Here is a 23,217-nt window from a genome sequence, read left to right on the forward strand (position 1 = left end):
GTGGAGTCAGGAATATGTTAAGGAAGAATATTGTGTCAGGATGCGCGCTGCTGCTCTGCGCTGGCAGCCTTCATGCTGCCCCGCTGGAGCCTACACAATATGGCGACTTCGACCGTTACGTCCTGGCACTCTCCTGGCAAACCGGTTTTTGCCAGAGCCAGCATGATAGAAACCGCAACGAGCCGCTGGAGTGCCAGCAACAAAAAGAGGCCGTAAACAAGGCCGATTACCTCACTGTACATGGATTATGGCCAGGCCTGCCGGGCTCAATTGCCTCTCGTGGTGTCGATAACAATCGCTGGATGCGGTTTGGCTGCGCAACCCGCCCGATTCCAAACATGCCGGAAGCAAAAGCCAGCCGCAAATGTGCCGCTGAAGAGACCGGCTTATCGCTGGAAGTCGCCAATAAACTCAATCAGGTGATGCCGGGTAGCGGTGGGAACACCTGTCTCGAGCGCTACGAGTACGCAAAACACGGCGTCTGCTTTGGTTTTGATCCGGATGCCTATTTCGGCACAATGGTGCGCCTGAACGGCGAAGTGAAACAAAGCGCGCTCGGCCAGTTCCTTGCCGCCAACTATGGCAAAACCGTCACCCGTGCAAGCTTTGACGATGCGGTCGCCCGCGCCTTCGGCAAAGAGAGTGTCAAGGCAGTGAAACTAACGTGCAACGGCAATCCGGCTTATCTGACCGAAATGCAGATTGCGATTAAATCTGCCAGCATCAACAACCCATTGACGGCAGATTCGCTGCTCCCGCAGCCGCATCCCGGCAACTGTGGCAAACAGTTCGTTCTGGATAAAATCGGTTACTAAACATGCGGTAATGCCCCCGGTTCTCGGGGGCAATTCATACTATTGCTCGATAAATGACAGCAGATCTTCATTGATCTGATGTTTGTGCGTGGTGCAGATCCCGTGCGATCCGCCGCGATACACCTTCAGCTCCGCGTTTGGCAAAATTTCAGCCGCCACCTTGCCGCAGGTTTCAAACGGCACAATCTGGTCATCATCGCCGTGAATCACCAGCGTCGGGATGGTCATTCTGCGCAGGTCCTCACGCAAGTCGGTTTCCGAGAAGGCCTTGATACAGTCATATAGCGCCTTAATCGAGCCCTGAAGTCCTTGCTCAACAAAGCCTTCACGCACCGCTTTCGACTCCTTCGCGCCAGGACGGTTATAGCCGTAAAACGCCGCCGTCAGCTCGTAGAAGAATGCGCCACGATCGTTAATCACGCCGTCACGAATACCATCGAACACCTCAAGCGGCACGCCGTTCGGGTTAAAGTCCGTCTTAACCATGATGGGCGTTACGGCGCCAATCAGCACCGCCTTCGCCACTCGCTGCGTGCCGTGTCGACCAATATAGCGCGCGACTTCACCGCCACCGGTCGAGTGTCCGACATGCACCGCGTCTTTCAGATTAAGGTGAGCCGTCAGCTCTGCCAGATCATCGGCATACTGATCCATATTGTGCCCATCCCAGGGTTGCGCCGAGCGTCCGTGGCCTCGTCTGTCGTGGGCGATAACCCGATATCCCTTTGACCCCAGATACAGCATCTGATCCTCAAACGCATCAGACGTCAGCGGCCAGCCGTGGCTGAATACAATTGGCTGTCCACTCCCCCAATCTTTAAACCAGAGATAGCTACCATCTTTCAGGGTCAGTTTATCGAAACCACTCATACGATCTCCTGTACAGGAAGGACGCTGCCAGGTGCAGCCTAAAAAGAATAATCCAGATTTATAGATTGCGAGGTATTTCGCATAAAATTCACACAACGATGATTATTGCCATCTTCGAATGTGCGCTGTATCACTTCAAACCTGACGCCAGGATCAGTATGATGGGATGAGATGAACCCTTGCCGCTGGCGGTGAGGGTTTTCTTTTGGATAATCGATAGACATGGAGTAAATAATGACCAGACCTGCCATCATTATTAATGAGTTCGATGCCGAGCGTATCGACCGCCTGCTTGAGCAACCTGCTTACGCAAATTCCCCGGTGGCGAACGCGCTAAACGACGAACTGGATCGTGCCCAGATGTGTGCCCCTGAGGACATGCCGCATGATGTAGTGAGTATGAATAGCCAGGTCAGATTCCGCGATCTCACGACCGGTGAAGAGCGTGTCCGCACTCTGGTCTTCCCGGCACAGATGACCGACAGCAGCACCCAGCTTTCGGTGATGGCGCCCGTTGGCGCAGCGCTGCTTGGCCTGCGTGCAGGCAGTGCGATTCACTGGGAGTTACCGGGCGGTACTTCAACCCACCTGGAAGTTCTTGAACTACTGTATCAGCCGGAAGCGGCAGGCGAATTTCATCGCTAACCTTCCGCGTTAATCAATTAAGAGGATGTTATGCATCCTCTTTCTGTTTTGCCCCGCCTAACGAAACTTTACAACTCCCCTGTCCTCGATAAACTATTTTGCGAACTAAATGACATATTCAGAACGTATTATGTGTTCTGATAGTTCCACAAAGACAAGGAGGAGCCATATGTACAAAACAATCATTATGCCAGTTGATGTTTTTGAGATGGAGTTAAGTGACAAAGCCGTTCGTCACGCTGAATTTTTAGCTCAGCAGGAGGGGATTATCCATCTGCTGCACGTGTTGCCCGCATCGGCAAGCTACACCATGAGCCGTTTTGCCGCCGATCTACGACGCTTTGAAGAGCATTTGCAGAAAGAAGCCGAAAGCCGCTTGACCACGATGGTGAGCCATTTCTCTATTGATCCTTCCCGCATTAAGCTTCACGTTCGTCTCGGTAGCGTTCGCGATGCGGTCAATGAGCTGGCGGAAGAGCTGAATGCCGATATGGTCGTCATTGGTTCACGTAACCCGTCCATCAGCACGCACCTTCTTGGCTCTAACGCCTCAAGCGTTATCCGCCACGCGCACATCCCCGTTTTAGTCGTCAGATAATGTATCCCGGCCAGGCGAAGTACCGCCGGGAAATAGCAGACGTATAAAAAAAGGCCACCTTTCGGTGGCCTTTGACATTGCAGGCATTGTCTTCTTTTTTATGCAGTTTTGGTACGAATCAGGTAGTCAAATGAACTCAGTGACGCCTTCGCACCTTCGCCAGTGGCGATAATAATCTGTTTGTACGGCACGGTGGTGCAGTCGCCCGCGGCGAATACGCCCTTCACGTTAGTTTCGCATTTCGCATCAATAATGATTTCGCCCATGCGATTGCGCTCAATGGTGCCTTCGAGCCAGTTGGTGTTTGGCAGCAGACCAATCTGGACAAAAATACCCGCCAGCGCAACGTGATGCTCATCGCCGGTCACACGGTCACGATACTGCAGTCCGGTCACCTTGCTGCCGTCGCCTTTCACTTCAGTGGTCTGCGCGTTCAGAATAATGTCGACGTTTTTCAGGCTGCGCACTTTATCCTGCAGCACCTGGTCAGCCTTCATTTCTGGCGCAAACTCAAGCAGAGTCACGTGTTCAACAACACCGGCCAGATCGATAGCCGCTTCCACGCCGGAGTTACCGCCGCCGATCACCGCCACGCGTTTGCCTTTAAACAGCGGGCCGTCACAGTGTGGGCAGTAGGTCACACCTTTGGTGCGATACTGATCTTCACCCGGAACGTTCATGTTACGCCATTTGGCACCGGTCGCAATGATAATGCTGCGTGCTTTCAGCACCGCGCCAGAGGCAGTTTCAATCTGATGCAGGCCGCCTTCAACCGCGGCAGGAATCAGTTTAGACGCACTCTGGGAGTCAATCACGTCCACGTCGTACTCGCTCACGTGCGCCTTCAATGCGCCTGCCAGCTTCTGACCTTCGGTCTTTGGCACCGAGATATAGTTTTCAATATCGACGGTATCCAGCACCTGGCCGCCAAAACGCTCGCCCATCAGACCGGTACGGATACCTTTACGCGCAGAGTAAACCGCTGCCGCAGCGCCGGACGGGCCGGAGCCGACGATCAGCACATCATAAGCGTCACGTTTGTTCAGCTCTTCCGCTGCACGTTTTTCCGCGCCGGTATCCACTTTGGCAACAATTTCCGCCAGCGTCATGCGACCCTGACCAAATTCCTGACCGTTCATAAACACCGCCGGAACGCCCATGACGTTACGATCGGTAATTTCGTTCTGGTAAGTCCCGCCGTCAATCGCCGTATGCTTGATGCGCGGATTCAGTACCGCCATCAGGTTCAGCGCCTGCACCACGTCAGGGCAGTTGTGGCAAGAGAGCGAGTAGTACGTTTCAAACTCAAAATCGCCGTCGATATCGCGGATCTGTTCCAGCAGAGACTGCGCTTCTTTCGACGGATGGCCGCCGGTCCACAGCAGCGCCAGCACCAGCGAGGTGAACTCGTGGCCCAGCGGGGAACCTGCAAAACGTGGGCCCTGGTGGGAACCTGGATTAGTAATCAGGAACGATGGCTTACGTACCGCGAGCGTGTTGTCTTCTTTAAAGGTGACTTTGTCTGACAGTTCAGCGATTTCAGCCAACAGTTCCTTGATCTCTGCCGATTTAGCGCTGTCATCCAGCGTGGCAATCAGCTCAACAGGTTTGGTCAGCTTCTCAAGATAAGCCTTGAGCTGGGTTTTCATGTTGGTGTCGAGCATTTTTATCTCCTGGGCTTAAAACATCATCATGCAAGCGGCCAGATACGAGCTGCGTGTAAGCAACTTGCATCATGATGCTGGAATAAAACAGGCGCAGAGGTGCGCCTGTGGGATACCGGATGGCACTGCGTTTATCCGGCCTACATACTGTAGGCCAGTGCCGTGCCATCAAGCAGACGACTTAGATTTTGCCGACCAGGTCCAGAGATGGAGCCAGAGTGGCTTCGCCTTCTTTCCATTTAGCCGGGCAAACTTCGCCTGGGTGGGAAGCAACATACTGAGCCGCTTTGATTTTACGCAGCAGGTCAGATGCGTCACGGCCGATACCTTCAGCGGTAACCTCGATAGCCTGGATGATACCCTGTGGGTCAACAACGAAGGTGGCACGGTCAGCCAGGCCTTCATCTTCACGCATGTTGTCGAAGTTACGGGTCAGGGCGCCAGTCGGGTCACCGATCATCGCGTATTTGATTTTCGCGATGGTGTCAGAGCTGCTGTGCCATGCTTTGTGGGTGAAGTGGGTATCGGTAGATACGGAGTACACGTCCACGCCCAGTTTCTGCAGTTCTTCGTAATGGTCTGCTACGTCGCCCAGTTCGGTTGGGCATACGAAGGTGAAGTCAGCCGGGTAGAAGAAGAAGACGCTCCAGCGGCCTTCGGTATCTTTCTCGGTAACTTCTACGAATTCACCGTTTTTGAACGCCTGGTTTTTGAAAGGTTTGATTTTAGTATTAATTAAAGACATCGAGTACTTCCTCCGTGTTTTCGTTGAGGTCTAAGTTAACGACTTTTTCCTGATTCGACCAATGCGTTTACATTATCAAATCAATAAGCGTTATCTAACAACCGGAACAAGACAGCTTTGTGAACCCATGTTGAGAGTGCGCACAATTCGCTCATCCTCAAACGTAAAAAGGCCGCAACACGGCGGCCCTGTTACCTGAATTCCCAGCAGGTGAATTCAGCGCCAGCAGCGCTGGCATGTTGTTGCGCTCTCTATCACCCTAAACAAAGGTGTTAACAGCGTCTTGATTACATCACCCGGGTCCGCAAAGGGCAATCAACCTGCCGTCGATCTTCTCTATGGCTGTGATAGGCTACGCCGTTTATTGCAGATTACCCACTGATTTTACATTGCTTTTCCATGAAAAAGTCTTCTTTACCACCATCGTTTTAGCGCGATAAAGGTGTCCTCGAACAGGTCGCGGTGAAGTGGGTGAAATGGGTAGGTTGTCGAATCGTCAACTTAATACCCAGACATTTTACATAGAGGACAATTATATTTTGCATATCGTTATATTGAGGACTGAATATGACAAAAGCTATATTATATTGAAACAAAGCATTTGTTACATAAATTATATTTAAATTTAGAATAATAAGCTTACTTTCATTAGCAGTGGATAAACGGAGTTTTATGATATATATTTAGAAATAGTTTAACCACATTGTAGTTTTTCGAACACATGGATTGTGCCGGATGGAGCAAAAGAGAGCTTCATTCAACGTAAGGAATAACAATGGCTAACCTCTATAATCTCAAGAGATTCGATCTCAACCTGCTCGTTATTTTTGAGTGTATCTATCAAAACCTGAGCATCAGCAAAGCAGCACAAACATTATTTATCACGCCATCTGCGGTCAGTCAGTCACTACAGCGTCTACGCATTCAGTTAGATGATCCCTTATTTGTTCGTTCAGGAAAAGGTATTTCTCCCACCACCGTGGCGGAAAATTTACATCTCCATCTGGTAGAAAACCTGAACAGTATTGAACAAACGATTAACATTACGGAAAAAAGCAATCTCAAAAAACGTTTTGTCGTTTACGGCCCACAGCTTCATGCCTCGCCAAAGTTGATCCGCTTTATGAACATCCTGCTTGAAGAGCCCAATCTTGAGGTGGTTTACCATGATACTGCAGCGGAAACGGATAATATTGAAGAGATGATGAACTATCGCAAAGCTGACGTGGTCTTCACCATGGAGGCTTGCCACAATAGAGCGCTCGTAAGCGTACCGTTTTGGGAATGTCCGGTCGTACTGGTATGCCGTAAAGATCACCCTCGTTTGGATAATACTGCAACACCAGAAGATCTTGTAAAGGAACGGTTTGCACTATTTCTAAGCCATGCACAGCAGGTCAAAGAATTCCGAACAACCCACAATGTCGCAGGCTTAGCTGAAAAAGATATCGCCTTTACCTCATCCTCCCTGATGACGATTTTCAGTATAATCCGTCAGAGTGATTTGGTAGGTTTTGTCCCAAAACTTATGTTCGAAGTATTGAAAGACACGCTTAATCTAAAAGAGATATCAGGTCTTTCACCACTTCCTACGTTTACCATATACATGGTTTATAGCCGTGCATCGCTGAGTTCACCTATTTTTTCAGACATTATGAAAAAAGTTAAGCATCACAAATTCATTCACGAAACCGATATTTAAAATGCAATACATATTTATAGAAAATATATTATCTTATTTATTACTCCTCATAATAGCGTACTATAACCAGCATCTTTTTAGACATCATCGCCATAAAGGATTGCTGATTTATGTCAATCACAAAACTCCCCTTACCTCTCTCCGTATTGGAGGCTAGTCGGGAACGAATAAACTGGACGTTGAATAACTTACCCCGCGTTTGTATTTCTTTTTCCGGCGGAAAAGATTCAACGGTAATGCTACATTTAGCGGCAGAACAGGCCCGCCAGAATGGCAAGAAATTCAGCGTGCTGTTTATAGATTGGGAAGCTCAATTTTCCTATACCATCACCCACTGTCAGAAATTACGCGCGCGCTATAGTGACGTCATTGAGACTTTTTATTGGGTCGCTCTACCGCTGACAACCCAAAACTCACTGACCCAATTCAATCCCGAGTGGCAGTGCTGGGAGCCAGGCGCCAAATGGGTGCGCCAGCCGCCAGAAGATGCGATCACCGACCCCGACTTTTTCCCTTTTTATGAACAGGGCATGTCTTTCGAACTGTTTGTGCAGAAGTTTGCCGATTGGTTTTCACAGCAGCGCCCGGCCGCCGTGATGGTAGGGATTCGTGCCGACGAATCTTACAACCGCTTCTTGACCATCGCCTCGCAGCGCAAACGCCGTTTTGCCGATGATAAACCCTGGACTACCGTCGCGCCGGGCAATCATGCCTGGTACGTCTACCCGATCTATGACTGGAAAACGGCGGATATCTGGACCTGGTTTGCCAAAAGTAAGCAGCCCTACAACCCACTCTATGACCTGATGTATCAAGCGGGCGTGCCGCTGCGCTACATGCGTATCTGCGAGCCCTTTGGGCCGGAACAGCGCCAGGGATTGTGGCTCTATCACGTCCTCGAGCCTGAACGCTGGGCCGCAATGTGCCAGCGGGTTAGCGGCGTACACAGCGGCGGTATTTATGCCGGTCAGGATAATCAGTTCTACGGCCATCGCAAAATCGAAAAACCGGAGAATTACAGCTGGCGCAGCTACGCTCATTTCCTGCTGTACAGCATGCCGGAAGCCACCGCCGAGCACTATCGCAACAAAATAGCCGTCTATCTTCACTGGTATCAAAAACAGGGATGGGAAGATATCCCGGATAGCCAGGAGAAAGACCTCGGCGCTAAAGACATTCCATCATGGCGACGAATCTGCAAAGTCTTATTAAACAATGATTACTGGTGCCGGATGCTCTCTTTCAGCCCAACAAAAGCCAGCCACTATCAACGATATCGCGCGCGCATGGGACAGAAGCGTCAACAATGGGGGTTACTATGCAACAAAGACTGATTGCCCAACTGCAAGGCTATCTAAAGACCTTAACGGATGATGAAAAAATCGAAGCAATTAACCAGTTTCGACAAGCATTGCATGAGGAGAGCCCATTTCGCGACCAGCCAATTGACTGCGTACTATGGGTGAAAGAAGAGCAGGTTTCACCGAACAACTACAACCCCAACAATATGGCACCGCCGGAAAAACGGTTGCTGACCAAATCACTGGAAGCCGACGGTTTCACTCAACCTATTGTGGTAATTGAGAAAAACAACCACACCTATGAAATTGTCGATGGTTTCCACCGCCATCTACTCTCGCAGTCAAAAGCATCGCTGAAAAAACGCTTTCACGGTTATCTACCGGTTACACAGCTAGAGAAGAGCGATCGCTCGCAGCCATCCCGGATGGCGGCTACCATTCGCCACAACCGTGCACGCGGTCGCCATCAGATAGGCGCGATGTCCGACATCGTGCGCGAGCTGAGCCAGCTCGGCTGGGAAGATGAGAAAATCGGTCAGGAACTGGGCATGGATGCCGATGAAATTCTGCGACTGAAGCAGATTAACGGCCTGTGTGAACTGTTTGGCAATCGCCAGTACTCACAGGCCTGGACGGTTAAATAGCTACAGCTTGCACAGACGCTCGGCGGCGGCCAGCAGCGTCGCTTCCTGTTTGGCAAAACACAGACGAATCAGCTTATGCGGGAACGGCGCCACGCAGAAGACCGACAGCGGAATCGCCGCGACGCCCACTTCGGTGGTCAGCCACTGGCAAAAACTGACATCATCAAGGTCAGAAATCGCGCTGTAATCGGCCAGCAGGAAATAGGTTCCTTCGCACGGCAGCAGCTTCAGTCGGCTCTGGCTGAGTGCATCAATAAACAAGTCACGGCGCGCCCGATAAAAATCGGGCAACTGCCGGTAGTGCTCAGGTTCAGCGCGCAGCATATCCGCCAGCGCCAGCTGTGCTGGGGTATTAACGGCAAAGGTCAGATATTGATGCACCTTACGCAGCTCGGCGCTTATCGGCGCGGGTGCGACGCAGTACCCTACCTTCCAGCCGGTCATATGATAGGTTTTACCAAACGATGAAACCGCCACCGCCCGCTCGCGAAGCTGCGGATGCGCCAGCACGCTGGCGTGTCCGGCTTCGCTAAAGCAAATATGTTCATACACTTCATCGCTGAGCACGTAGATTTCCCGCTCGGCAATCGCCTGCCAGAGCGCCTCGAAATCTGCCGCCTGCCAGACGGTTGCCGAAGGGTTATGCGGGGTGTTAAGGATAACCAGCCGGGTGTTATCGCTAAGCGTGTCGGCAAATTCCTGCCAGTCGACGCGGAAATGCGGTGGCTGTAACGCGATACGCTTGACGATGCCGCCGGAAAGTTCGACCGCGGGGGCATAGCTGTCATAGCTTGGGTCGAAACAAATAACCTCATCACCGTTACGCACCAGCGCCGTAATCGCGGCGTACAGCGCTTCGGTCGCCCCGGCGGTGACCGTAATGTCGCTATTCACATCCGGCGAGTGACCGTATAGCGCGAGCGTTTTCTCGGCAATCGCTTCACGCAGCGCCAGCGCGCCGGTCATCGGCGCATACTGGTTCGCGCCTGCGGCAACATGGTGCGCCAGACGCGCCTGAAGATAAGATGGGCCATCAAAATCGGGAAATCCCTGTGAGAGGTTAATCGCCTGGTGCTGCTGCGCCAGCGCGCTCATCTGGGTGAAAATGGTGGTACCGAGGTTAGGTAACTTGCTTTGTGGGATGAGTTGCTTATTCGTCATTCTGCGCCTGCCGCTCGTGATGCCAAAATTAACATCAATATAACACGGCGAACGCGTTTGGCAATCGAGACGTTTAGATGTCTAAATAAAACATTAACAGCACTTCGCGCCGCCCTTTCCGCCGTATCGTGCGTCCTGGCGGTCGCGGAAAAACTCCTCATAGGTCATTGGCGTCTGGTCAGGATGCGTGATGCGCATATGCTCGACGTAGTTGTCGTAGTCCGGCACGCCTATCATCATTTTGGCCGCCTGACCGAGGTATTTTCCGGCTTTCGAGAGTGTATCAAACATCGTTTTGTCCTTTGGGTAAACCCGGCGTCGCTGCGCTCGGCCGGGCTACAACATCATCAATTAGCACGTAAAGACATTAATGCGCGCGTCTCGCCTGCGCCACCAGATTCTCCGCATCCGCCGGCATCGGCTCGTACGGGGTCTCTTTGGCCGTCGGTTTGTCCTCTTTCAGCGCCGCCAGCGCGGTTTTGAGTGAGAACAGCGCCAGCACCACAACCACCACCATAAAGAAAATGGTCAGACCGGCATCAAGACGGTTGTTAAACACCAGCTGCGCCAGCTGCGACTCGGTGTACTGCGGCGGAATATTGCCGCTGTCGATCATCGCCTGGAACTTGTTGGCAATCGCCAGGAAGCCCACGCGGATATCTTCGCTGAACGATTTCTGCCAGCCCGCCACCAGCGTACACACCAGCAGCCAGGACGTTGGCACCAGCGCAACCCACGCGTAGCGCTGACGTTTCATTTTGAACAGTACCACCGCACAGAGCATCAGCGCCATACCTGCCAGCATCTGGTTAGCAATCCCGAACAGCGGCCACAGCGTGTTGATGCCGCCCAGCGGGTCAACCACCCCTTGATGCAGGAAGTAGCCCCAGGCCAGCACGCAAAGCGCCGTCGCCAGCAGGTTAGCCGGCAGAGAATCGGTACGTTTAAGCCCTGGATTGATAACACCCAGCAGGTCCTGCAGCATAAAGCGCGCCGCACGGGTACCGGCATCCACCGCCGTCAGAATAAACAGCGCCTCAAACAGAATGGCGAAGTGGTACCAGAACGACACGTCCATCAGGCCACCCAGCGCCCCGTGAAGGATATAGGCCATCCCCACCGCCAGCGTCGGCGCACCGCCCGCTCGCGAGATAATCGACTGTTCACCCACTTCGTTGGCAATCTGATGCAGCAGGTCCGGCGTCACCGCGAAGCCCCAACTACTGACCACCTGCGCCGCAGAAGCTACCACGTCGACGGTACCGGCCGGTGCCAGCATCGCCATTGGGCTATTCATCGCAAAGTACACGCCCGGGTCGATAATACAGGCGGAAACCAGCGCCATAATGGCGACGAAGGATTCCATCAGCATACCGCCGTAGCCGATAAAGCAGGCCTGATTTTCGTTCGCCAGCATCTTCGGCGTAGTGCCGGAAGCAATCAGCGCGTGGAAGCCAGAAACCGCGCCGCAGGCGATGGTAATAAACAGGAATGGGAACAGGTCGCCGGTCCAGACCGGGCCAGTGCCATCAATAAATTTGGTCAGCGCTGGCATGGTCAGCGTCGGGCGCATAATCAGAATACTAATCGCCAGCCCAACGATAGTCCCGATTTTCAGGAAGGTAGACAGATAGTCGCGCGGTGCCAACAGCAGCCATACTGGCAGAACAGAAGCCACAAAGCCGTAGCCCACCAGCATCCAGGTCAGCTGTACGCCGGTATAGTCAAACCACGGTGCCCAGGTTTCGCTTGCCGCCACCCAACCACCGGAAATAATGGCAAACACCAGCAGCACCAGGCCAATAACCGACACTTCGCCAATGCGTCCCGGACGCAGATAGCGAATGTAAATCCCCATAAACAGCGCCAGCGGAATGGTAAAGGCAACGGTATAGGTTCCCCACGGGCTGTGGGTCAGCGCTTTCACCACGATCATCGCTAGTACGGCCAGAATGATCACCATGATCATAAAGGTCGCCACCAGCGCAATTACGCCAGCAACCGGCCCCATCTCCTCTTTCACCAACTCGCCCAGCGAGCGGCCATCACGACGAGTAGAGACGAACAGCACCATAAAGTCCTGTACCGCACCGGCCAGCACCACCCCGGCTAACAGCCAGAGCATACCAGGCAGATAGCCCATTTGCGCCGCCAGCACCGGCCCCACCAGCGGGCCCGCCCCGGCAATCGCCGCAAAGTGGTGACCAAACAGCACCTTTTTGTCCGTCGGCACATAGTCGAGGCCGTCGTTATGACGCACGGCAGGCGTCATGCGCGTCGGGTCAACCTGCAACACCTTTTTCGCAATATAGAGGCCATAAAAACGATAGGCGATGAGATAAACGCAGACCGACGCCACGACTATCCACAGCGCGTTGATCTGTTCACCACGGTTAAGGGCGATGTAGCCCAGGGCAAACGCTCCGACAATGGAGAGTAACGCCCATATAAGGTATTTCCCTGAATTGTTCATAGTTATTGTCCGTATCAGTAGCAGAGGATGTTACATTTTGTGTCCATGCAAGCACACTTGATTTAACAACCTTGAAACTAATATGAACAGGAACAGCACCCGACATTTACATCACATTGTTAACGGGATCACTTAAGTCAGAAAAACGGATGAGAGGTGGGAAGTGAAAGTGGGATGAACGCAGGTATGTAGGCCGGATAAGCGAAGCGCCATCCGGCCTACGCCTTATTCGGCTACCGAAACCCTAACCGAGCACCGCCGTCCCTAACCGGCAGGTACAGCAGCGCCGCCCCTGCTCGTCAAAAACGACAATTTCCCAGCTCTGGCTCTGACGCCCCAGATGCAACGGCTGACACACCGCTCGCACCTGTCCCTGAGAAACCGGACGATGGTGCGACGCGTTAAGCTCGGTACCCACCACGCACTGTCCCTCACGGGTCATCAAAAAACCCGCCATTGAGCCCAGCGTCTCCGCCAGCGCCGCCGACGCGCCACCGTGCAACAGGCCAAAAGGCTGATGGGTGCGGCTATCCACCGGCATTACCGCTTCCAGGCTGTCGTCGCCGATATGGGTATAAACAATCCCCAGATGCGCCACCATGGTGTTATCACTGGTGGCGTTCAGTTCATCGAGGGTTAAATGACGTTTCCAGATCATCCTACGCTCCCAGCGTTGAGCCGCCGTCCACCACGATATCCTGCAACGTGATGTGGCTGGCGCTGCTCGAGGCGAGGAACAGGATGGTATTGGCAATTTCCTGCGGACGCGCGATTTTGCCAAGCGGAATGCCAAGCTTGAACTGCTCGCCAAAACCACGAATACGCTGCTGTTCGGCATCGTCGCTGACCCACAGCACCCGCTGCATATCGGTATCGGTCGAGCCCGGCGAAACGATATTACAACGCACGCCCGCGCTGGAAAGCTCCAGCCCAACGGTCAGCGCCAGGCTTTTCAGCGCCGCCTTCGACGCACCATACGCGCTCATGCCGATACGCGGCGAATGCGCCGCATCTGACGCCACGGTGACTATCGCCCCGCCCTGCTGACGACGGAACTGTGCCATCGTCTGCTGGAAAAGGTTAAATGCGCCGCCGACGTTGACCGCAAAGGTCTGCTGCCAGTCGTCCAGGCTTAATGCGTCCGTGGCGCCCATGCGCAAAATCCCGGCTGCGTTGACCAGCACATCCAGCCGTTCGGTGGTGGCGAGCAGGCGCTCGCACACCTGCGCCACCTGCTGAGCATCTGCCACGTTCAGCACTTCGGTGGCGAACGGATAATGCTCGCCGTTGAACGCCAGGTCGAAACCCGTCACCTTCGCGCCCGCGTCCACAAACGCCAGCGCGGTAGCGTGGCCGATACCTTTCCCGGCCCCGGTCACCCACACGGTCTGACCGTTAAAATCGAACCCGGCCATTATTTCACCTCGCGGGAGAGCAGCGCCCACCAGGCGTCGATGCTTGGATTTTTTGCCAGCATCACGAAGTCGATATCGCCGTGCACTTTACGCCAGCGGGCGGCCAGCGCCATCATGCGCACAGAATCGAGACCGTAATCAATCAGATTATCATCGTCGAGCGGCTCGTCGGACTCATCCAGCAACGGCAGCACCAGCGCACGCAGTGCCTCTTTGCTGGTTGGGACAGACGGCAGCAGCTCATCGGTCATCACCACGCGGCCGCTACGGCCGGCAACGTATTTCAGCGACATCAGGTGCTCATCGCGGCTAAAGTCCGCCAGCGCGTCCGCCACAAAGAACGGTTTAATGTCGCGCATAAACGCATCGGTGGCGGTGGTCATGCAGCCAATGTGCGCATACACGCCGGTGATAATCAGCTGATTACGGCCGGTCTCTTTCAGCATCTGCTCCAGCGGCGAACGGTGGAATGCGCTGTAGCGCCACTTCACCAGCACGGTATCCTGAGTATCAGGTGCCAGCGCGGCAATCACTCGCTGCTGCTCCGGCGAGCGGGTCAGCCCCGGCCCCCACATATCGTTCAGCAGCGCGCGGTCTTCATCGCTCTGCTCTTTCGGCTGCGCGGTGTAGTACACCGGAATGCCATTTTTCTTGCAGAAGTCGCGCAGCGCAGCAATATTCGCCACCACGGTCTCCATCATTTCGCTATCGTCGCCCCAGAAGTTGAGGAAATACTCCTGCATATCGTGGATAAGCAGCGCGGCGCGCGACGGTTCAAACGCCCAGTTAACCTTGTTTTCGGGAAGATCCAGCGCGGTTGGCAGCGCGTAGCCCTGTAATTTTGGAATCGCCATGTTGTTCTCTCCTTCAGCCCTGCGAGCGGCTCGCCAGCCACTGACGTAATTGTTTTTTATCGACTTTACCGACGTGGGTCAGCGGCAGTTCATCTACGCACTCGACGCGGTCAGGCAGTTTAAATTCGGCCACCCCCTGCTCGCGCAGGAAACGGCGGACGGCAACGGCGCGCAACGGCGATTTCACCACCAGATACGCGCAGCTTTTCTCGCCGAGCAGGCTGTCTTCCATGCTGACCAGCGCCGCGTAGACCACCGCGTCATGACGCAGCAGCAGGTTCTCAATCTCTTCAGCGGCAATCTTCTCGCCGCCGCGGTTAATCTGATCTTTCTCGCGCCCTTCGACGGTGATGTAACCGTCCTCGTCGATGGAGATAAGATCGCCCGAGCAGTAAAAACCGTCGGCATCAAAGGCGCTGGCGTTATGCTGCGGGCTTTTGTAATAGCCGCGGAAGGTATACGGACCACGTGTCATCAGGCGACCAACCTCACCGCGCGGCAGAGGGTTACCGTCGGCATCCGCCACCCACACTTCGTCGTCCGGGCACATCGGGTAGCCCTGGGTATTGAGGATCTTCTCCTCTGAATCGTCCAGACGGGTATAGTTCACCAGCCCTTCCGCCATGCCGAAGACCTGCTGCAACTGGCAGCCAATCTCCGCCGGAATACGCGCCGCCAGCGTCGCAGAAAGGCGCGCACCGCCCACCTGTAACAGCTTCAGCGAACGTAGCTGGGCGTTGCTGCCCCACTCGCTAATCGCCTGCAACCACAGGCTGACGGCAGGCGGCACCAGCGCCGCCACGTTGACCTGATGCTTTTCAATCAGCGGGAAGCAAAGCGTCGCGCTCGGGTCCGCCGCCAGCACCACCGTACCTTGCGCCAGGAAAACGCCCAGCGCGCCAGGCGAACTCATGGCGTAGTTATGCGCCGACGGGATCGCGCACAGATAGCGCGTCTGCGCATCAAAGCGGCAAATCTCATTACTGCGGCGAATGCTGTAGTAATAGTCGTTGTGGGTGCGGGGGATAAGCTTCGGCGTGCCGGTACTGCCGCCGGAAAGCTGAAAAAAGGCCACTTCGTCAGCGGCGGTCGGCGTTGGGGTAAAGTCGGCCGCCGGGCGCGCAATCGCCGCCTCCAACGCGTGTTCTCCTTCACCTTTACGCAGCAGCACCATGCGCAGTGAGCGATGCTGTTCGCAAAAAGCGTTGAGGAAACTATCATCACCAAACAGCGTATGGGAACGGTCGGCAATCAGCGCCGCCGGGGCTATCTGCTCAGCGTAGGCGTTCAGCTCGCTGCGCTGATGGCTGAACAGCGCGTTCACCGGCGCAACGCCGATTTTCAGCAGCGCAAACAGCGTAATGTAAAACTCGGCGATGTTGCCCAACTGCACCAGCGCGGTTTCGCCACGCTTAAGGCCTTTGTGCTGCAACGAGGCCGCCAGGTTATCAACATAGTGATTCAACTGGCGATAGCTAATCTGATGGTCGCCATCAATCACCGCAATCGCGTCGCTGTCCGCGTGGCGGGTCAGTATTTCGGTCAGCGGCAGATCCTGCCAGTAGCCTTTTTCGCGGTAGCGCGCCGCCAGCGCGTCCGGCCAGCGGGTAAATTCCACGGTCATTCTGGTTCCTTAATGCAGGCCGAAAACATTCAGCATGGTCGAAAGTTTGACGCCGGTTTCACGCCACTCGGACTCCGGCGATGACGCAGGCACAATGCCCGCTCCGGCAAACAGGCGCACGCTATTGGCTTTGACGCGCGCGCAGCGGATAGTCACCACCCACTCGCCGTTACCTTCGGCGTCACACCAGCCGACAATACCGCCGAACAGATCGCGCTCGAACGGCTCCAGTTCAGCAATCAGCTGCTTCGCCGCTTCGTGCGGGAAACCGCTCAGCGCAGGCGTTGGGTGCAGCAGGCAGGCGAGCGTCAGCGCGTTTTCTTCCGCTTTGGCCTGGCCTTCAATTGGTGTGGCGAGATGCCACAGAGTTGGCGTGGTGATCAGCTGCGGCGTGCTCGGCAGCGTGAGCTGTAGGCTACGTGGCGCCAGCGTCTTTTTCATCGACTGGGTCACCAGCTCGTGCTCATGACGATCTTTTTCCGAGGCCAGCAGGCGGTTGCCCGCTTCACGATCCAGCATATCGTCCGGCTGACGGCGCGCGGAGCCCGCCAGCGGCAGCGAATGGAACATCGCCCCCTCTTTACGCAGCAGCAGTTCCGGGCTCGCGCCAAGCAGTACGCCGCCGTCCGGTAGCGGGACGTGGAAGTTAAAGCTCGCCGGGTTTTGCGCCACCAGACGCTCCAGCAGCGCGCCGCTGTCGAGGGCCTGCTCGGCTTCAATATCAATCAGGCGGGAAAGCACCACTTTGTTGACCTGAGGCGTGGCGGTCAGCTCTGCCGCACGCGCCACCATATCGAGGAACACCGAGCTTTCGGGGATCTCCTGGCGCGCCACTACGCTCAGCGGTTCACGTGAAGCATGATAGCGAGAGGAGTGTTGTTTTGCGGTGCGTACAAACGCCTCGCAGCGTTCAGGAATAAACAGCGCGGAAGGCTGCGTGGTATCGAACGGGATGGCACCAACCATCACCGGATTGGCAATCCCGGCGGCTTTTGCCCCAGCAAATGCCGAGGCTAAACCCTGCTGGAACGCGCTATCTGGCGCATCGCCGCCTTCAGCCGGGCAGGTAAAGCGCTGGAAGCAGCCTGAGGTGGTAAAACTGCGGTACGGCGACATAAAGAAAAAGTTATCAGCCGAGACAGCAGCCTGATGGTGTTGTTCTTGTTCATCCGCAGCAAGTGACGTTTCCATATCATCCTCCAAAACGATAAAGATATTACGAATAATTATCATTTATATTTTGGTTGAGTAACCTAAAAGTTAACGCCCCGTATGTCAACAGCGTGAAGCAGCATCTTGTGCTTAATACTCACCTCGTACCCCTGATATTGCCCTTCCCGGCAACGGCAAGAGGACTTGCATCTATCGCCGACAATAGTTGAAAATGAGAAGCATTAACCAACAACCATCAGGACGTTTACCCGTGAACTTCTCCGCTTTATGGCGCACCGTGGCGCTCATCGCCGGTTTCAGTGTTTTAGGAATATCCTCAACTCAGGCCGCCGAGTGGCCGCGTCAGATTACCGATAGCCGCGGCGTGCATACGCTGGAACAGAAGCCGACGCGCATTGTTTCCACCAGCGTGACCCTGACCGGTTCCCTGCTGGCGATTGACGCGCCGGTGATAGCCAGCGGTGCCACCACGCCGAATAACCGCGTAGCGGATGCCCAGGGTTTCCTGCGTCAATGGGGCGATGTGGCGAAAGCGCGCAAGGTCTCCCGTCTCTATATCGGTGAACCGAGCGCCGAAGCCGTGGCCGCGCAGATGCCAGACCTGATTCTTATCAGCGCCACCGGCGGCGACTCCGCGCTGGCGCTCTACGATCAGCTCTCCACCATCGCCCCGACGCTTATCGTCAACTACGACGATAAAAGCTGGCAGGCGTTGCTGACCGAGCTCGGCACCATGACCGGGCAGGAAAAACAGGCCGCCGCGCGTATTGCCGAGTTTGATAAGCAGTTGGCGACGGTGAAGCAGCAGATGAAATTACCGCCGCAGCCGGTAAGCGCGCTGGTTTATACCGCCGCCGCACATAGCGCCAACCTATGGACCAGCGAGTCAGCCCAGGGGCAATTCCTCTCCCAGCTCGGCTTTACGCTCGCCACCCTGCCGGAAGGCCTGCACGCCAGCCAAAGCCAGGGGAAACGTCATGACATCATCCAGCTTGGCGGTGAAAATCTGGCAACCGGTCTGAACGGCAACAGCCTGTTCCTGTTCGCCGGTGACCAGAAAGACGTGGACGCGATTTACGCCAACCCACTGCTGGCGCACCTGCCCGCGGTGAAAGAGAAACGCGTTTATGCGTTAGGCACCGAGACGTTCCGCCTCGATTATTACAGCGCGACGCGGGTGTTAGCGCGGCTGTCGGCGTTGTTTGGTTAAGCACCGAGCCCGGTCCCGGCGGCGCTTCGCCTGGCCGGGCTACTGAAACGTGTAGCCCGGACGAGGCGGTTACGCCGACTCCGGGATCTCGCGCCGGAACCGCCGCAGCTCGCCCAGCACCAACAGCAAAATCCCGCCAACAATCGCCAGCCCCCAACCGCTTACGCTTGCCGAAGCCACCGGCGTCAGCATCGCCCCCAGCCCGCCGAGCAGCGCTGCGCCAATGGCATCACCGGTCACGTTCTGCGCCGTCCACAGCCCGTTAATACGCCCGAGCATCGCTTCCGGCGTCTGGGTCTGAATCAAGGTGTATTGCAGCAGCGAACTGATGGCGCTCAGCCATCCAAACAGCGCCAGACATACCATCCCCAGCGCCCAGTGCGGCATCATGGCAAACAGCCCAATCGCCACAAACGCGCCGACCGTCGCCAGTAGCATGGCCCAGCCCGGGCGCTCGCTCTGCGCGAGTCGTCCGCTGGTGAGCGCACCGAAGGCAGCCCCAAGCGGAATTGCCGCATACAGCAGGCCAATCGATGCCGCCGACATCTGCCAGCCCTGCGCCAGCGCGGGGTAAAGTACGCGAACGGCGCTGGCCATCGTCACCAGCCCGCCCAGTAGCGCAATGCCGCCAATCAGCGGGCTACCGAGCAGAAAGCGAAAACCGGCCACCAATGAAGTGAACGGATGTTCGCGCGGCTGCGGCGGCGGAGGCAGTTGCGGTAAACGCAGTAGCGTTAGCGTGGTAATAAAGGTGCCCAGCGCCGCCAGCAGGTAGTTCCAGGAGACCCCGCCGGAGGCCAGCAGCAGGCCGCCGACCATCGGCGAAATCACCGAGCCCAGGCGCACCGTCAGCATGGTGATCGCTCCCGCCTGCATCAGGTTTTCACGCCCAACCAGCGCAGGCGTTGCCGCCAGCAGCGCCGTCACACCGAGCGAAGCGAAGAAACCATCCCATAACCCCAGTAGATAAATCGCCGCCAGCGACGGCTCCGGCAGCATCGCGTTCAACCACAGGCCAATAAACCCTACGCCGCAGGTACCGCGCGCCAGCAGAATCAGCTTGCGGCGCTCGTAGCGGTCGGCCAGCACGCCGCCGACCATCAGCCCGACGAACATCGCCCCGCCGGTCAGCGTGACCGAGAGTCCCACCTGCCAGGTGGAGTGGGTCATCATCTGGATTTGAACGGGTACCGCAACGCCGAGCAGGCCAAGCGAGAGGATAGAAATAAAGCGAGCGATAAAGACGGCGCGAAAGGCCGGATGCGTTTTTAGCAGGCTCAGATTCAGCAGCCAGGATTGTCGATTCATTACAAAACCTTGAACGTTTTTTCTTACCCTTTCCGAGGGCGCTCATGCTAACATAAGCGAATAAGATAGATAACGATAATTAATATCATTATCAAATCAGGGATGTCGCCATGTCGTTTTCCACCCCGGTGCTGCGCGCCCTTGCGCTGCCTGGATTGTTGATACTGCTGTTTCTCGCCGCCACGCTCAGTTTATTGATTGGTGCTAAACCGCTCCCGGTTCACGTCGTCGTCGACGCGCTCAGCGGCACCTGCCAGAGCGCCGACTGCATCATCGTGCTTGATGCCCGACTGCCGCGAACGCTGGCCGGTCTGCTCGCCGGTGGTGCCCTGGGGCTTGCCGGCGCGCTGATGCAAACCCTCACCCGCAACCCGCTCGCCGACCCCGGTATTCTTGGCGTCAACGCCGGAGCCAGCTTTGCTATCGTGTTGGGTGCGGCGCTGCTCGGCATTACCTCACCGCAGGAACAGCTAGCGATGGCCTTTTGCGGCGCGCTGGTCGCCTCATTAATTGTCGCCTTTACCGGCAGCCAGGGCGGCGGCCAGCTAAGCCCGGTGCGCCTGACGCTGGCGGGCGTGGCGCTCGCCGCCGTACTGGAAGGTTTCTCCAGCGGTATCGCCTTGCTCAATCAGGATGTCTACGATCAGCTGCGCTTCTGGCAGGCCGGTTCACTGGATATTCGCACCCTGCAAACGCTAAAAACGGTGCTGATCCCGGTGCTGGTTGCCGGTGCCGTCGCGCTAATGATGAGCCGCTCGCTCAATAGTCTGAGCCTCGGTGCCGACACCGCGACCGCACTTGGCAGTAAAGTCGCGCGTACGCAAATCATGGGGCTGCTGGTGATCACCATCCTGTGCGCCAGCGCGACTTCGGTGGTGGGCCCAATCGCCTTTATTGGCCTGATGATGCCGCATATTTCCCGCTGGCTGGTCGGTTCGGATCACCGCTGGTCGCTCCCGGTTACCCTACTTGCCACCCCCTCGTTGCTGCTGTTTGCCGATATTATTGGCCGCCTGCTGGTGCCCGGCGAACTGCGCGTTTCGGTGGTCAGCGCCTTTATCGGCGCGCCGGTGCTGATTTTCCTCGTTCGTCGTAAATCGAACGGAGGTGGCCGATGAACGCCCCTTCTCGTCGTCTGGTGGCAAGCTGTCTGCTGCTGGTTGCCGCGTGCATGCTGCTCACGCTGCTGAGCCTGCGCAGCGGCGCGGTCACGCTGGAATTTTCACAAATCTTCGCCGCGCTGTTCGGCGATGCGCCGCGCGCCATCACGCTGGTTGTTACCGAGTGGCGTCTGCCCCGCGTGCTGATGGCGTTATTGATTGGCGCGGCGCTCGGCGTCAGCGGCGCGATTTTCCAGTCGCTGATGCGCAACCCGCTGGGCAGCCCGGACGTAATGGGCTTTAACACCGGGGCATGGAGCGGCGTTCTGGTGGCGCTGGTCTTCTTCGGCCAGAACCTCACCACCATCACCCTCGCCGCCATGGCGGGCGGTATCGCCACCTCGCTTATCGTCTGGGCGCTGGCGTGGCGCGACGGTATCGAAACCTTCCGGCTGATTATTATCGGCATCGGCATCCGCGCGATGCTGATGGCCTTCAACACCTGGCTGCTGCTGCGCGCGTCGCTTGAAACCGCCGTCTCCGCCGGGCTGTGGTTTGCCGGTTCACTCAACGGCATGACGTGGGCCAAAATCTGGCCCGCCGCACCGATGATGGTGGTTGCCCTCGCCTGTTCGGCACTCTTAGTGCGCCGTCTGCGTCTGTTAGAAATGGGCGACGACAGCGCCTGTGCGCTGGGGGTTCGCGTTGAGTATTCCCGCCTGCTGCTGATGCTGGTCGCCGTGGTGCTGACCGCCGCCGCGACCGCGCTCGCTGGGCCCATTTCCTTTATTGCACTGGTCGCCCCCCATATCGCCCGCCGCTTGAGCGGCACCGCGCGCTGGGGGTTAACTCAGGCAGCGCTCTGCGGCGCGCTGCTGCTGGCTGCCGCCGATTACTGCGCCCAGCAGCTGTTCTTGCCTTATCAGCTTCAGGTGGGCGTGGTCACCGTTAGCCTTGGCGGTATCTACCTCATCGTGCTGCTTATTCAGGAGTCTCGTAAAAAATGACCGACACCGTCGCTCGCCTGCGCGGCGAGGCGTTAACCCTCGCCTACGGTAAAAAAACCATCGCCGAGTCGCTGAACGTCACCATCCCTGACGGTCATTTCACCGCCATTATCGGCCCCAATGGCTGCGGGAAATCAACCCTGCTGCGCACGCTCAGCCGTCTGATGACGCCGGTTCACGGCCACGTGTATCTCGATGGCGAAGAGATTCAGCGCTACGCCAGCAAAGAGGTGGCGCGTCGCATCGGCCTGCTGGCGCAAAACGCCACGACGCCGGGTGATATTTCGGTGCAGGAGCTGGTTGCCCGTGGGCGCTACCCGCACCAGCCGCTGTTTACCCGCTGGCGGCAAGAAGATGAGGACGCGGTACAGCGGGCGATGCAGGCCACCGGCATCATGAATCTGGCGAGCCAGAGTGTCGATACGCTCTCCGGCGGCCAACGTCAGCGCGCGTGGATAGCCATGGTGCTGGCGCAGGACACGTCGATTATGCTGCTCGACGAACCAACGACCTGGCTTGATATCAGCCATCAGATTGACCTGCTGGAACTATTAAGCGAGCTGAACCGCGAACGCGGCTATACGCTGGCGGCTGTGCTGCACGATTTAAACCAGGCGTGCCGCTACGCGACGCACCTGATTGCACTCCGTGATGGGAAGATTGTGGCGGAAGGCGCGCCGAAAGAGATTGTCACACCGGCGCTTATTGAGGCGATTTACGGCCTGCGCTGCGTGATTATTGACGACCCGGTGGCGAATACGCCGCTGGTGGTGCCGCTCGGACGGCGGTGAATCTCCCCCAGGCGACCACCGTGTAGGCCGGATAAGGCGTAGCCGCCATCCGGCACCGTGCGCCGATCTGCCGGATGGCGCTTTGCTTATCCGGCCTACAGGATAATCAACCGCTGT

The 23,217-nt window shown here is 56.3% G+C and carries 22 protein-coding genes; 10 read left to right on the forward strand and 12 right to left on the reverse strand.

The features are described from left to right. Nucleotides 1-14: 14 nt before the first annotated feature. Nucleotides 15-815 carry a ribonuclease I gene (gene rna, locus MY052_RS17170; RefSeq protein ID WP_035894341.1) on the forward strand — a complete coding sequence of 267 codons (801 nt, stop codon included), beginning with the start codon at nucleotides 15-17 and terminating at the stop codon, nucleotides 813-815. A gap of 39 nt (nucleotides 816-854) precedes the next feature. On the opposite strand, the gene MY052_RS17175 is transcribed toward rna, so the two are convergent. Next, a complete protein-coding gene (locus MY052_RS17175) occupies nucleotides 855-1,685 on the reverse strand; it encodes an alpha/beta fold hydrolase (protein ID WP_248537467.1) in 831 nt (276 codons plus the stop codon). Between the two features lie 234 nt (nucleotides 1,686-1,919). Between MY052_RS17175 and rnk the strand changes: the two genes are divergently transcribed. Further along, nucleotides 1,920-2,330, forward strand: coding sequence for a nucleoside diphosphate kinase regulator (gene rnk, locus MY052_RS17180; protein WP_035894344.1), 411 nt, complete (start codon nucleotides 1,920-1,922; stop codon nucleotides 2,328-2,330). Nucleotides 2,331-2,499: 169 nt separating this feature from the next. Further along, on the forward strand, nucleotides 2,500-2,928 hold the full coding sequence (gene uspG / locus MY052_RS17185; RefSeq protein WP_115074585.1) for a universal stress protein UspG: 429 nt from the start codon (nucleotides 2,500-2,502) through the stop codon (nucleotides 2,926-2,928). A 98-nt stretch (nucleotides 2,929-3,026) separates the two neighbouring features. On the opposite strand, the gene ahpF is transcribed toward uspG, so the two are convergent. After that, nucleotides 3,027-4,592: an alkyl hydroperoxide reductase subunit F gene (ahpF, locus tag MY052_RS17190; RefSeq protein WP_202216246.1), complete on the reverse strand. Its 1,566-nt coding sequence runs from the start codon at nucleotides 4,590-4,592 to the stop codon at nucleotides 3,027-3,029. A 181-nt stretch (nucleotides 4,593-4,773) separates the two neighbouring features. After that, on the reverse strand, nucleotides 4,774-5,337 hold the full coding sequence (gene ahpC, locus MY052_RS17195) for an alkyl hydroperoxide reductase subunit C (RefSeq protein WP_035895873.1): 564 nt from the start codon (nucleotides 5,335-5,337) through the stop codon (nucleotides 4,774-4,776). Between the two features lie 775 nt (nucleotides 5,338-6,112). Here ahpC and citR point away from each other — a divergent pair. From citR to MY052_RS17210, 3 genes are all read left to right on the forward strand, one after another. After that, the gene (gene citR, locus MY052_RS17200) at nucleotides 6,113-7,039 is read left to right on the forward strand and encodes a DNA-binding transcriptional repressor CitR (RefSeq protein WP_248537468.1); all 927 of its coding nucleotides are present in this window, start codon (nucleotides 6,113-6,115) and stop codon (nucleotides 7,037-7,039) included. Nucleotides 7,040-7,149: 110 nt separating this feature from the next. Further along, a complete protein-coding gene (locus tag MY052_RS17205; RefSeq protein ID WP_248537469.1) occupies nucleotides 7,150-8,373 on the forward strand; it encodes a phosphoadenosine phosphosulfate reductase in 1,224 nt (407 codons plus the stop codon). Beyond that, nucleotides 8,358-8,984 carry an IbrB-like domain-containing protein gene (locus tag MY052_RS17210; protein ID WP_202216249.1) on the forward strand — a complete coding sequence of 209 codons (627 nt, stop codon included), beginning with the start codon at nucleotides 8,358-8,360 and terminating at the stop codon, nucleotides 8,982-8,984. The genes MY052_RS17205 and MY052_RS17210 overlap by 16 nt, the downstream gene beginning before the upstream one ends. Here the strand turns inward: MY052_RS17210 and MY052_RS17215 are convergent, their stop codons facing one another. The 8 genes from MY052_RS17215 to entC all read right to left on the reverse strand — a co-directional run bounded on the left by MY052_RS17215 (nucleotide 8,985) and on the right by entC (nucleotide 17,702). Beyond that, complete coding sequence (locus MY052_RS17215) at nucleotides 8,985-10,145, reverse strand: pyridoxal phosphate-dependent aminotransferase (RefSeq protein WP_202216250.1); 1,161 nt, start codon at nucleotides 10,143-10,145, stop codon at nucleotides 8,985-8,987. 93 nt (nucleotides 10,146-10,238) lie between these two features. Beyond that, nucleotides 10,239-10,436: a YbdD/YjiX family protein gene (locus MY052_RS17220; RefSeq protein WP_035895883.1), complete on the reverse strand. Its 198-nt coding sequence runs from the start codon at nucleotides 10,434-10,436 to the stop codon at nucleotides 10,239-10,241. Between the two features lie 76 nt (nucleotides 10,437-10,512). Then, nucleotides 10,513-12,618 carry a pyruvate/proton symporter CstA gene (cstA, locus tag MY052_RS17225; protein ID WP_248537470.1) on the reverse strand — a complete coding sequence of 702 codons (2,106 nt, stop codon included), beginning with the start codon at nucleotides 12,616-12,618 and terminating at the stop codon, nucleotides 10,513-10,515. Between the two features lie 244 nt (nucleotides 12,619-12,862). Continuing rightward, the gene (entH, locus tag MY052_RS17230) at nucleotides 12,863-13,276 is read right to left on the reverse strand and encodes a proofreading thioesterase EntH (RefSeq protein WP_035895886.1); all 414 of its coding nucleotides are present in this window, start codon (nucleotides 13,274-13,276) and stop codon (nucleotides 12,863-12,865) included. Nucleotide 13,277: 1 nt separating this feature from the next. Beyond that, nucleotides 13,278-14,033 (reverse strand): 2,3-dihydro-2,3-dihydroxybenzoate dehydrogenase EntA, encoded by a 756-nt coding sequence (gene entA, locus MY052_RS17235; protein ID WP_202216251.1) that lies wholly within the window; start codon nucleotides 14,031-14,033, stop codon nucleotides 13,278-13,280. Then, a complete protein-coding gene (locus tag MY052_RS17240) occupies nucleotides 14,033-14,887 on the reverse strand; it encodes an isochorismatase (protein ID WP_035895890.1) in 855 nt (284 codons plus the stop codon). Before MY052_RS17240 ends, entA begins: the two co-directional genes overlap by 1 nt. A gap of 13 nt (nucleotides 14,888-14,900) precedes the next feature. Beyond that, on the reverse strand, nucleotides 14,901-16,511 hold the full coding sequence (gene entE, locus MY052_RS17245) for a (2,3-dihydroxybenzoyl)adenylate synthase (RefSeq protein WP_248537471.1): 1,611 nt from the start codon (nucleotides 16,509-16,511) through the stop codon (nucleotides 14,901-14,903). A gap of 9 nt (nucleotides 16,512-16,520) precedes the next feature. Further along, nucleotides 16,521-17,702, reverse strand: a complete 1,182-nt coding sequence (gene entC, locus MY052_RS17250; protein ID WP_248537472.1) for an isochorismate synthase EntC — start codon at nucleotides 17,700-17,702, stop codon at nucleotides 16,521-16,523. 232 nt (nucleotides 17,703-17,934) lie between these two features. Here entC and fepB point away from each other — a divergent pair, with 232 nt between their 5' ends. Then, nucleotides 17,935-18,894, forward strand: a complete 960-nt coding sequence (gene fepB / locus MY052_RS17255) for a Fe2+-enterobactin ABC transporter substrate-binding protein (RefSeq protein ID WP_248537473.1) — start codon at nucleotides 17,935-17,937, stop codon at nucleotides 18,892-18,894. A 69-nt stretch (nucleotides 18,895-18,963) separates the two neighbouring features. On the opposite strand, the gene entS is transcribed toward fepB, so the two are convergent. Then, nucleotides 18,964-20,202: an enterobactin transporter EntS gene (entS, locus tag MY052_RS17260; protein ID WP_420828621.1), complete on the reverse strand. Its 1,239-nt coding sequence runs from the start codon at nucleotides 20,200-20,202 to the stop codon at nucleotides 18,964-18,966. Nucleotides 20,203-20,312: 110 nt separating this feature from the next. Between entS and fepD the strand changes: the two genes are divergently transcribed. Genes fepD through fepC form a run of 3 tightly spaced genes read left to right on the forward strand, consistent with a single transcriptional unit; the run spans nucleotide 20,313 to nucleotide 23,100 of the window. Then, complete coding sequence (gene fepD / locus MY052_RS17265; RefSeq protein ID WP_035895895.1) at nucleotides 20,313-21,320, forward strand: Fe(3+)-siderophore ABC transporter permease; 1,008 nt, start codon at nucleotides 20,313-20,315, stop codon at nucleotides 21,318-21,320. Next, nucleotides 21,317-22,309 carry an iron-enterobactin ABC transporter permease gene (gene fepG / locus MY052_RS17270; protein WP_035895897.1) on the forward strand — a complete coding sequence of 331 codons (993 nt, stop codon included), beginning with the start codon at nucleotides 21,317-21,319 and terminating at the stop codon, nucleotides 22,307-22,309. The genes fepD and fepG overlap by 4 nt, the downstream gene beginning before the upstream one ends. Further along, complete coding sequence (gene fepC, locus MY052_RS17275; RefSeq protein ID WP_115074583.1) at nucleotides 22,306-23,100, forward strand: iron-enterobactin ABC transporter ATP-binding protein; 795 nt, start codon at nucleotides 22,306-22,308, stop codon at nucleotides 23,098-23,100. Before fepG ends, fepC begins: the two co-directional genes overlap by 4 nt. The last annotated feature ends 117 nt before the right edge of the window (nucleotides 23,101-23,217 follow it).

Source organism: Kluyvera ascorbata, from assembly GCF_023195735.1.
Taxonomy (GTDB): domain Bacteria; phylum Pseudomonadota; class Gammaproteobacteria; order Enterobacterales; family Enterobacteriaceae; genus Kluyvera; species Kluyvera ascorbata.

Excerpts from the sequence above, each read along its gene's own strand:
- citR (WP_248537468.1), top strand. The coding sequence starts at position 6,113 with ATGGCTAACCTCTATAATCTCAAGAGATTCGATCTCAACCTGCTCGTT.
- entA (WP_202216251.1), bottom strand. The coding sequence starts at position 14,033 with ATGGCCGGGTTCGATTTTAACGGTCAGACCGTGTGGGTGACCGGGGCC.
- MY052_RS17240 (WP_035895890.1), bottom strand. The coding sequence starts at position 14,887 with ATGGCGATTCCAAAATTACAGGGCTACGCGCTGCCAACCGCGCTGGAT.
- MY052_RS17205 (WP_248537469.1), top strand. The coding sequence starts at position 7,150 with ATGTCAATCACAAAACTCCCCTTACCTCTCTCCGTATTGGAGGCTAGT.
- ahpF (WP_202216246.1), bottom strand. The coding sequence starts at position 4,592 with ATGCTCGACACCAACATGAAAACCCAGCTCAAGGCTTATCTTGAGAAG.
- MY052_RS17220 (WP_035895883.1), bottom strand. The coding sequence starts at position 10,436 with ATGTTTGATACACTCTCGAAAGCCGGAAAATACCTCGGTCAGGCGGCC.
- entH (WP_035895886.1), bottom strand. The coding sequence starts at position 13,276 with ATGATCTGGAAACGTCATTTAACCCTCGATGAACTGAACGCCACCAGT.
- cstA (WP_248537470.1), bottom strand. The coding sequence starts at position 12,618 with ATGAACAATTCAGGGAAATACCTTATATGGGCGTTACTCTCCATTGTC.
- rnk (WP_035894344.1), top strand. The coding sequence starts at position 1,920 with ATGACCAGACCTGCCATCATTATTAATGAGTTCGATGCCGAGCGTATC.
- MY052_RS17175 (WP_248537467.1), bottom strand. The coding sequence starts at position 1,685 with ATGAGTGGTTTCGATAAACTGACCCTGAAAGATGGTAGCTATCTCTGG.
- fepD (WP_035895895.1), top strand. The coding sequence starts at position 20,313 with ATGTCGTTTTCCACCCCGGTGCTGCGCGCCCTTGCGCTGCCTGGATTG.
- MY052_RS17210 (WP_202216249.1), top strand. The coding sequence starts at position 8,358 with ATGCAACAAAGACTGATTGCCCAACTGCAAGGCTATCTAAAGACCTTA.
- rna (WP_035894341.1), top strand. The coding sequence starts at position 15 with ATGTTAAGGAAGAATATTGTGTCAGGATGCGCGCTGCTGCTCTGCGCT.
- entC (WP_248537472.1), bottom strand. The coding sequence starts at position 17,702 with ATGGAAACGTCACTTGCTGCGGATGAACAAGAACAACACCATCAGGCT.
- fepG (WP_035895897.1), top strand. The coding sequence starts at position 21,317 with ATGAACGCCCCTTCTCGTCGTCTGGTGGCAAGCTGTCTGCTGCTGGTT.
- entE (WP_248537471.1), bottom strand. The coding sequence starts at position 16,511 with ATGACCGTGGAATTTACCCGCTGGCCGGACGCGCTGGCGGCGCGCTAC.
- uspG (WP_115074585.1), top strand. The coding sequence starts at position 2,500 with ATGTACAAAACAATCATTATGCCAGTTGATGTTTTTGAGATGGAGTTA.
- ahpC (WP_035895873.1), bottom strand. The coding sequence starts at position 5,337 with ATGTCTTTAATTAATACTAAAATCAAACCTTTCAAAAACCAGGCGTTC.
- fepC (WP_115074583.1), top strand. The coding sequence starts at position 22,306 with ATGACCGACACCGTCGCTCGCCTGCGCGGCGAGGCGTTAACCCTCGCC.
- entS (WP_420828621.1), bottom strand. The coding sequence starts at position 20,202 with ATGAATCGACAATCCTGGCTGCTGAATCTGAGCCTGCTAAAAACGCAT.
- MY052_RS17215 (WP_202216250.1), bottom strand. The coding sequence starts at position 10,145 with ATGACGAATAAGCAACTCATCCCACAAAGCAAGTTACCTAACCTCGGT.